The 9,721-nt window shown below is 41.1% G+C and carries 7 protein-coding genes; 6 read left to right on the forward strand and 1 reads right to left on the reverse strand.

Features of this window, described 5'->3' with window-relative positions; all coding sequences use genetic code 11:
• The 4 genes from B2X72_RS11920 to B2X72_RS26645 all read left to right on the forward strand — a co-directional run.
• A partial coding sequence (locus tag B2X72_RS11920) for an Nramp family divalent metal transporter (protein ID WP_286849699.1) occupies positions 1-1,768 on the forward strand: 1,768 nt, incomplete at its 5' end.
• A 120-nt stretch (positions 1,769-1,888) separates the two neighbouring features.
• Positions 1,889-3,799 (forward strand): class II glutamine amidotransferase, encoded by a 1,911-nt coding sequence (locus B2X72_RS11925; protein WP_070563684.1) that lies wholly within the window; start codon positions 1,889-1,891, stop codon positions 3,797-3,799.
• A gap of 132 nt (positions 3,800-3,931) precedes the next feature.
• A complete protein-coding gene (gene dctA, locus B2X72_RS11930) occupies positions 3,932-5,194 on the forward strand; it encodes a C4-dicarboxylate transporter DctA (protein ID WP_070563681.1) in 1,263 nt (420 codons plus the stop codon).
• A 97-nt stretch (positions 5,195-5,291) separates the two neighbouring features.
• Positions 5,292-5,402, forward strand: a complete 111-nt coding sequence (locus tag B2X72_RS26645) for an IS3 family transposase (protein ID WP_083295844.1) — start codon at positions 5,292-5,294, stop codon at positions 5,400-5,402.
• Between the two features lie 76 nt (positions 5,403-5,478).
• Here B2X72_RS26645 and lon read toward each other — a convergent pair whose 3' ends face one another.
• Positions 5,479-7,956 (reverse strand): endopeptidase La, encoded by a 2,478-nt coding sequence (lon, locus tag B2X72_RS11935; protein WP_070563678.1) that lies wholly within the window; start codon positions 7,954-7,956, stop codon positions 5,479-5,481.
• A gap of 342 nt (positions 7,957-8,298) precedes the next feature.
• Between lon and B2X72_RS11940 the strand changes: the two genes are divergently transcribed.
• Positions 8,299-8,955, forward strand: coding sequence for a tetratricopeptide repeat protein (locus B2X72_RS11940; protein WP_070563675.1), 657 nt, complete (start codon positions 8,299-8,301; stop codon positions 8,953-8,955).
• 188 nt (positions 8,956-9,143) lie between these two features.
• The gene (locus B2X72_RS11945) at positions 9,144-9,698 is read left to right on the forward strand and encodes a ferritin (protein ID WP_286849702.1); all 555 of its coding nucleotides are present in this window, start codon (positions 9,144-9,146) and stop codon (positions 9,696-9,698) included.
• Positions 9,699-9,721 lie beyond the last annotated feature (23 nt).

Here is a 9,721-nt window from a genome sequence, read left to right on the forward strand (position 1 = left end):
TTATCTCATTAGTGTTGGGTATATGGATCCAGGTAACTGGGCTACCGATCTTGCTGGAGGAAGCCAATTTGGGTATACCCTGATTTGGGTGCTGTTGATGAGTAATATCATGGCGCTAGTTCTACAGAATCTATGTGCCCGTCTAGGTATTGTACGCGGTAAAGACCTTGCGCAGTGTAACAGGGAAACCTATCCTAAACGGATGAATTTTGTGCTCTATGTACTTGCTGAAATTGCAATAGCAGCCTGTGACCTGGCGGAGGTTTTGGGTATGGCAATCGGTCTTAACCTCCTTTTCGGCATTGATCTGCTCTGGGGGGTAATGATCAGTTTTGCAGATACCTTCTTATTGCTCTATCTTCAGAAGCTGGGGATGCGGAAAATGGAACTTTTTATCATTGGCCTGATTGCGCTTATCGGCATGTGTTTCATGGTAGAAATGTTTTTGGCGAAACCGGATTTTGCCGAGGTGGCCACTGGGTTTATACCCAGTATCCCGAATAGTGCCGCACTATATATTGCTATAGGCATTATAGGTGCAACCGTCATGCCACATAATCTATATTTGCACTCGGCTCTTGTGCAGACACGGAAGATTGACCGGAATGAGGTTTCGATCCGAAAATCGCTCAAGTATAACTTTTGGGATAGCGCCATTGCTTTGAACCTGGCCTTTTTGGTAAATGCCGCGATATTGATTCTTGCAGCCTCTGTTTTTCATAAAAACGGTATGCATGACGTTGCCGAACTTGAAGATGCTTATCACCTATTGGGCAATCTTCTTGGAACGGAATGGGCCTCAAAATTGTTTGCTGTTGCCTTGATTCTTGCCGGACAGAGCTCAACGGTGACGGGAACCCTAGCCGGTCAGATTGTGATGGAGGGATACCTTCGATTGCGGATTAGTCCGACTTTGCGAAGGATTATAACCCGGCTTTTGGCGATTATCCCGGCTGTATTGGTGATACTTATTTCGGGTGAAGGTCGCGTTGGACAGCTGCTGATCTTTAGTCAGGTGATCTTGAGTATGCAGCTCGCTTTTGCCGTCATCCCGCTGATCCATTTTGTGAGCGATAAAGTCAAGATGGGTTCTTTTGCCATTAAACCGCTAACAAAAATTGCGGCCTGGCTGATAGCGGCCATTATCGCTGTTTTGAATTTTAAATTGGTCTACGACGAAGTGGTCGGCTGGATTGGTGAAGCCGATAATATTGTGGTAACGGTATTATTGCTGATGGGGGCGATGGGCTTATTCGTCTTGCTTATCATGACTGTATTATACCCCATTTTACTCAAATCGAAACCAACGGAGCTGGAAGTTCACCCACCATTCGAGGCATTGCATTTTGAACATAAGGGCTCTTTTAAGAAAGTTGTGATCGCGTTGGATTTCTCAAATTCAGATCAGAAAGTAATTCAATATGCTTTACAGTTGTCGCATGACGACACGACCTTTGTCGTTGTACATATTGTTGAGAGTGCATCGGTGAAATATACCGGGGAGTCGACGGATGATTACGAATCGCGTCAGGATTTGGAACGGCTGAAATTGTATGCTGATTTTCTATTGTCGCAAGGACATCAAACTGAATATGAACTGGGATACAATAACCGGATCAAGAGTATTGCAGAAGTATGTGAAAAATACGGTGCCGATCTGCTGGTTGTTGGAAGCCATGGGCACAGTGGTGTGAAGGATTTTGTTTTTGGTGAGACCGTTAACAAGCTGCGACATGCGGTGAAAGTCCCTGTTTTTATCGCCCAATAGGCCTTAAGGAGCTATTCGAAAGAGCCTCTGTCTATTCACTGTAATTTTATTGCTGAAAAAGTGAGCGGAGCGATCGCTAAGTGCTAAATAATTCTTATTTTTGCGACATCAAATCAAGATATGAGCGACGCTATTAAACACGAGTGCGGAATCGCACTAATTCGCCTGTTAAAACCCTTATCTTATTATCAGGAAAAATATGGTACGCCATTTTATGGCATCAACAAATTGTACCTATTAATGGAAAAACAGCATAACCGTGGACAAGACGGGGCTGGAATTGCAACCATTAAATTTGATGTTAAACCTGGAAATCGTTACATTTCGCGTTACAGAGCAATGGGCTCAACTGCTGTGGCAGACATATTCGAATATGTACAGAAAAAATTTGCTTCTGTTCAGAAAGCATTTCCGGAGGAGTCAAAAGATACGCAATGGTTAAAAGATAACGTAAGTTTTACGGGAGAAGTACTTTTAGGACATTTGCGCTATGGAACGCATGGAAAGAACAGCATCGAAAGCTGTCACCCATTTTTAAGACAAAACAATTGGATGTCTCGTAATTTGGTGGTAGCGGGTAACTTCAACATGACCAATGTGGACGAATTGTTGCAACAGTTATATGAGTTGGGACAACATCCAAAGGAAAAAGCGGACACCGTAACCGTTTTGGAAAAAATTGGCCATTTCTTAGATGATGAGAACCAAGATCTTTTCGATCAATTCAAAAAAGAAGGTCATTCTAATATTGAGATCAGCTCGCTGATTGCTAAAAATATTGATGTTACCAAAATATTGAAGCGTTCGGCCAAAACTTGGGATGGCGGTTACACCATCGCAGGTATCTTTGGTCATGGTGATGCTTTTGTTATGCGCGATCCAGCGGGTATCCGTCCGGCGTTTTATTATCAGGATGAGGAGATCCTGGTTGTAGCATCGGAAAGACCGGTTATCCAAACTGCATTCAATATTCCAATTGGTGCTGTGAAGGAAATTAAACCAGGCCATGCCCTGATCGCTAAAAAAGATGGTACAGTATCCCAAGAGATGTTTAGACAGCCCGTAGAACAACGTTCTTGTTCTTTCGAACGGATTTACTTCTCACGTGGATCAGATGCTGATATCTATCAAGAACGTAAAGAATTAGGAAGATTACTGGTACCTCAGGTATTGGAATCTGTTAAAAATAACATCAAAAATACCGTATTCTCGTTTATTCCAAATACAGCTGAAGTATCTTACTATGGCTTAATGGATGGTATCAATACCTATGTTCGGGATTTTCAAAAAGATACTTTATTGAATCGCTCAGAAAAAATTTCTGATGAAGAATTGGATGAGATCTTGAGTATTAAACCTCGTTTTGAAAAACTTAACGTGAAGGACGCTAAACTACGTACGTTCATTACGCAAGATGCGGACCGTACAGACATGGTACAGCACGTATACGATACAACTTACGGTATTGTAAAGGATCACGAAGATACGATCGTTGCCATTGATGACTCGATTGTTAGGGGAACAACATTGAAACAAAGTATTTTAACGATCCTGGATCGTTTGAATCCGAAAAAAATCGTGATTGTTTCATCTGCGCCTCAGATCCGTTACCCAGATTGTTATGGTATCGATATGTCACGTATGGGTGAGTTTGTCGCTTTCGAAGCCGCAATTAATCTCCTAAAACAACGTGGTATGGCACATATTATCGATGAAGTTTATCAAAAATGTGTGTTATCAATGACTCAGGATGTTAATGATATCGATAATTATGTCAAAGCGATCTACGCACCTTTTACTGATGAAGAGATCTCGGAAGAAATCGCCCGAATCGTAAGACCTCACCACCTGAAAGCAGAGCTTGAAGTAGTTTATCAGACTTTGGATAATTTACACAAAGCTTGTCCAGATCATAAGGGTGATTGGTATTTCTCCGGTGATTACCCAACACCTGGTGGAAACAAGGTTGTCAATAAAGCTTATATGAACTGGATTGAAGGAAAGAATGTAAGAGCATATTTCAGCAGCTAAGTTCAAAATTATAATAGGAAGGGATGCATTTATGCATCCCTTTTTTTTTATATTCGTACCAATTAATTTCAATATCCTAAATTAAAAAACCGATTAAAGCAAGGGAAATTACTGTCCGTAAATAAATCTATCATGAAGCATATTTTTAAGAGCCTCTATTTTCAAGTCATCGTGGGTATACTTATGGGGATCATCTGTGGTATCTATTACCCCGATTTTGCTGTTAAGCTAAAACCATTAGGAGATGCTTTTATTAAACTGATCAAGATGGTTATTGCGCCATTGATTTTTAGCTCCATTGTGATCGGGATAGCGGGCATGCAGGATACAAAAAAAGTGGGGAAAATCGGTTTAACCTCCATTATCTATTTCGAGATCATGACAACGATTGCCCTGATTATCGGTTTGGTCTTTGTTAATTGGATACAGCCGGGTACTGGCATGAACGCCGATCCAGCTAGTCTTGATGTATCTTCGGTATCTCATTATATTTCAGAATCCAAAGAGCCACATAGTTTTATGGATTTTATCATCGGGATCATTCCAGGTAATGTGATAGCTGCGGTAGCGTCGGACAACATGTTGCAGGTACTCGTTTTTGCAGTGCTATTTGGGATCGGTATGACAAAAATAGGGCAGAAAGCTTGTGAGCCTGTGCTCAATGTATTGCAATCTTTTCTGAAGGTTCTCTTCTCCATTATCAAAATGATCATGTACCTGGCTCCAATCGGGGCAATGGGAGCAATGGGTTTTACGATCGGTAAGTTTGGAATCCAGGCCTTATCTAAACTCGGTATGCTGATGTTGAGCTTCTACCTGACCTGTTTTATCTTCGTGATCATCGTGATTGGGGCCGTATTGTATTTTTATCTCAAGGTGAATGTTTTTAAGTTTTTAAAATATATCAAAGAAGAGATTTTAATCGTTTTGGGGACTTCCTCATCCGAGTCGGCGTTGCCGGGCATTATGCAGAAGATGGAAGATGCGGGTTGTGCCAAGCCTGTTGTGGGTTTAGTTATCCCCACGGGCTATTCTTTCAATCTGGATGGGACAAGTATCTATCTGACCATGGCAGCGGTCTTTATTTCGCAGGCGCTCAATATGCATCTCAGCCTGGAGCAGGAAATTACCTTATTGCTGGTGTTGTTATTGACCTCTAAAGGTGCTGCAGGTGTAACAGGAAGTGGTTTCGTTACCCTCGCTGCGACCTTGCCTGTTGTTGGCCATGTACCGGTGGAATCAGTCGCTTTGATCTTTGGTGTAGATCGTTTTATGAGTGAAGCAAGGGCGATAACCAATTTGATCGGAAATTCAGCGGCAACGCTGGTGATTTCAAAATATGAAGATAGTTTGGACGAGGAGCTCCTACATGAAAAGTTAGGTTCTAAACGATGATTTCTGCAATCAAAAGCTATGATAAAGAAGCTTGGCTCCAACAAAGAATTGTTTGAAAAGTCAGCTCAAACCGTTTAAGAATAGCTGATAAGGTTCTGTGAGCGAAATAGAAGATTATATCTCCTATTACAATAATCAACGGATAAAACTAAATTTAAATGGAATGAGCCCGACAGAATATCGAGCTCATTATTACAAATCTAATTAACTAAATTTGTCCAATCTTTTGGGGGCAGTCCAAATTTTGAATAGCCCCTTTCTATTCAAAACCTTTCAGGTATCTGTTAATTCTCTTTTTTTGTATTTTCTATATCTTGAGCCAGATCGATGGCACCAGTTACTTTTTCTTCCAATAGCGCGAGTTTGATCACCTGCGACATTTCAGTCACATAGTGGAATTGCATGTCTTTGATATAATCTTCCTTGATTTCCAAGATGTCTTTTTCATTGGATTTACAAAGGATAATATCTTTGATGTTCGCACGTTTTGCGGCAAGGATTTTCTCCTTAATACCGCCAACAGGCAATACTTTTCCACGTAATGTAATTTCACCTGTCATGGCTAATTTTTCCTTCACTTTACGTTGGGTAAATAGCGATGTCAGTGCTGTGAGCATGGTTATACCAGCTGAAGGGCCATCTTTTGGAATGGCACCCGCAGGAACGTGGATATGGATATCCCAATGGTCGAAAACGCGGTAGTTAATGCCGAAATCCGAAGCATGGGCTTTCAGGTAGGCTAGTGCTATCGACGCAGATTCTTTCATGACATCACCCAAATTACCTGTCAGGCTCAAACGTCCTTTTCCTGGGCTCAGCGAAGATTCTATAAATAAGATATCGCCGCCGACAGAAGTCCAGGCTAAGCCCGTTACGACACCGGCAACATTGTTATTTTCGTAGATGTCCTTATCAAATATTGGAGCACCTAGGATATCAAGCAGATCCTGTTCGTTGATGCTCGGACTGTAATCCTTTTCCATGACAATGCGTGTTGCAATACCACGTACCACAGAGCCGATCTTTTTTTCTAATCCACGCACACCAGATTCACGTGTGTAATCCTCGATAATCTGTTCGATGATCTTAGCCTTTAACGAGACATCTTTGGCCGCCATTCCATGCATTTCGCGTTGTTTTGGCAAAAGGTGTTTTTTCGCGATTTCGATTTTCTCCTCGATGGTATAACCATTCACTTCGATAATTTCCATCCGATCCAATAACGCAGGTTGAATAGCGCTCAAGGAATTGGCCGTCGCAATAAACATCACTTTGGAAAGGTCAAACTCCATTTCGACATAGTGATCATAGAAATGTGTGTTTTGTTCCGGATCTAATACCTCCAATAAGGCCGACGAAGGATCTCCTTTGAAATCCGCACTCATTTTATCGATTTCGTCCAAAATAAAAACCGGATTTGCTGCTCCTGCTTTTTTCAGGGACTGGATGATACGGCCCGGCATTGCGCCGATATAGGTTTTGCGGTGTCCTCTGATTTCTGCTTCATCGCGCACACCACCCAAGGCCATACGGGTATATTTACGCCCCAATGCTTTGGCAATAGATCTTCCCAAAGAAGTCTTACCGACTCCCGGAGGGCCTACTAAACAAAGAATAGGTGCTTTCATATCATTTTTTAATTTCAATACCGCAAGGTATTCAATGATACGTTTTTTTACTTTCTCAAGCCCATAATGATCTTTATCGAGCACTTTTTGTGCTTTGTTTAAATCAAAATTGTCTTTTGTTGTTTCATTCCAGGGTAGATCAAGTAGTAGCTCAAGGTAATTGAGCTGTACCGAATAATCAGCAGCCGCAGGATTGATACGCGATAGCTTTTCGAGTTCTTTTGTGAAATGTTTTTCGACATCAACATTCCATTTCTTTTTCTTACCCCGTTTTTTAAGCTCTTCCAGCTCAAGATCGGGGGTGTTTCCACCCAGCTCTTCCTGGATTGTTTTGAGCTGTTGGTTCAAGAAATAATCACGTTGTTGCTTGTCAAGGTCGACACGTACTTTATTCTGGATCTGGTGCTTTAGTTCCAGCATCTGGATTTCTGTTGTCAGGAGCTCCAATAAAAGTTTGGCACGATTCTCTACTTTAGGTATTTGAAGTAGTTCCTGTTTTCTGACCATTTCGACATTGATATTCGACGAAATAAAGTTGATCAGAAACGAAGGGCTTTCAATATTTTTAATCGCGATACCAGCTTCACTAGGTAAGTTTGGCGAAAGCTGGATGATCTGCAGCGCCATTTCTTTTAAGGTAGAAATTGTCGCTTTAAAGTGCTTGGTCATCTTCGGCTTCGCTTCATTGAATTTCTCCACACGTGCCTTTAAATAAGGCTCAGTATCGACAATTTCCAACAAGTTGAACCGTTGTTTTCCCTGGATGATGACGGTGGTATTACCATCAGGCATTTGGAGGACTTTAATGATATGAGCTACGGTGCCCACTTTATTTAGTTCTTCAAACCCTGGGTCCTCTACAGTCATGTCCTTTTGAGAAACAACACCGATGGTTTTGCTGCCTTTATAGGCTTCTTTGACCAGTTTGATGGATTTATCTCGACCTACGGTAATCGGAATGACAACACCGGGAAATAATACGGTATTACGCAAAGGCAAAATAGACAATGCTTCTGGAATTTCAGCATTCGCCATATTATCTTCATCCTCTTGTGTAAGTAAGGGGAAGAATTCGGTATCCTCTGCAACGATTGGAATTGCTTGACTGAAATCAAAAGTTTCGAATTTGCTCATAGTATTTATTTTGTGTATTTGGCAGTCGCTGACATGTTGACGGCTGACTTTCAAATTTTAAGCTTCTATTATTGTTTCCCCTATATTGCAAGGGAAGTGCCAATTGCTAAAAGTGAGCAAAATTACAAATCTATTTTCTAGAATAGGAAAAAAAGGCAGGTTAAATAAAATTTATCTGCCATTTGTTGGAGAAATAGGCATAATAATTGTAATATTGGAATGTGAAAGGGCGCCGATGGCCGTTTTTAAGTTTAAAGAAATCAATCGGCGGTTTTTTCAAAAATGTAGAAACGATCACACGTGATCATTAAAGAGTGAATATAAAAACGTAACTAGTTAGATATGAATTTAAAATCATTTAAATTGGGTTTGTTTACTGGGGTTTTTGCCTTAGTTGCTTTTAGCGCGAATGCACAACAACCAAAACAGGCTGAGCATAGCAACGCTAATGTGAGAATGGGGCAGAAAGCTCTTTTGGATGGTGATTTCAAGAATGCCGAGTCATACTTGACAAAAGCCCTACCTCAGGAAGGGAAAGATCCGGATGTATTATACATGTTGGGATATTCTCAATTTCAAAATGGTGACTATAAAAAATCAGCGGAGACTTTTGGGAAAGTAGTTGCATTGAACGGTAAAAATGCAAATGCTTTATATTTCAAAGCGAAAGCAACAAACAATCTTGCTACTCAAGCCACAAATAAGACATCTGTTGCTAACAAAGAGCAGTTGTTGAAAGTTGCTATTGAGGATTATTCAAAAGCGATTGCTATTACGCCGACTGATTCGAAATTCTATCAAAATAGAGCGATCGCGAATCGCGATTTAGGTATCTTGATCGGAACGGAGGGTACGCCTAACTACAATAAGGCAATGGCAACTGACGCTTATAACAATGCAATCAAGGATTACGAAAAAGTGTTGAGCTTTGATGCATCGAAAAAAGATATCCAAACAGAAATCAAAAAAGCGAAAGTATATAGAGATAACTTGAAATAGTATCGCTATAAAAGTATACAAAAGGGAATGCCAACAGGCGTTCCCTTTTTTTTGTGCCTGTTGGAATCGCTGTGTTAGCAATGAGCTGCTTTTCATTTAAACGGGCTGATTTTAGCCGTTTTTGTTTTGATAAATTTCAAACGAAATCAGCGCTGAGACTGTTCTTTTCCTAAATCAAAATGAATATTATGGAAACGAATCGATTGTCAAAGGAAATGCAGCAAATTTTAATCAGTCAGATGACTAAAGAAGCTGAGGCTGCACAGATTTATTTGGCGTTGGGCATATGGGCAGATGATCAGGGTTATGGCGGGATCGCCAATTTCCTTTATAGACATGCGCAGGAAGAGCGTAATCACATGACTAAGATTATGGGGTATATACTTGAACGGGGTGGTCGTCCTAGGATACAAGCTATCGCAGAGCCGCCAGCTGACCCACAATCATTGACCGAATGCTTTAATCGCGTTTTTAAACACGAAGTAGATAATACTGAAGCGATCTATAACATCGTCAATTTGGCGTTGGCGGAAAAGGACTGGGCGACATGGAACTTTGCGCAGTGGTTTGTTAAGGAGCAGATCGAGGAAGAGAAGTTAGCATTGGAATTGATTGATAAATTGAAAATCGCCGGTGGTGACCGCGCATCAGATGAATCCTTGTTCGCGTTGGATTCCTCGTTGGAAGCCATGCCCGACGAGGTGGCTTTGGCAAGAGAAGCAACAGCAGATGATCCCAAATAATTGTAAAATAGAAAAAGGCGGGA

The organism is Sphingobacterium sp. UBA7253, assembly GCF_002472745.1.
Taxonomy (GTDB): Bacteria; Bacteroidota; Bacteroidia; order Sphingobacteriales; family Sphingobacteriaceae; genus Sphingobacterium; species Sphingobacterium siyangense.

Excerpts from the sequence above, each read along its gene's own strand:
- B2X72_RS11925 (WP_070563684.1), top strand. The coding sequence starts at position 1,889 with ATGAGCGACGCTATTAAACACGAGTGCGGAATCGCACTAATTCGCCTG.
- dctA (WP_070563681.1), top strand. The coding sequence starts at position 3,932 with ATGAAGCATATTTTTAAGAGCCTCTATTTTCAAGTCATCGTGGGTATA.
- lon (WP_070563678.1), bottom strand. The coding sequence starts at position 7,956 with ATGAGCAAATTCGAAACTTTTGATTTCAGTCAAGCAATTCCAATCGTT.
- B2X72_RS11940 (WP_070563675.1), top strand. The coding sequence starts at position 8,299 with ATGAATTTAAAATCATTTAAATTGGGTTTGTTTACTGGGGTTTTTGCC.
- B2X72_RS11945 (WP_286849702.1), top strand. The coding sequence starts at position 9,144 with ATGGAAACGAATCGATTGTCAAAGGAAATGCAGCAAATTTTAATCAGT.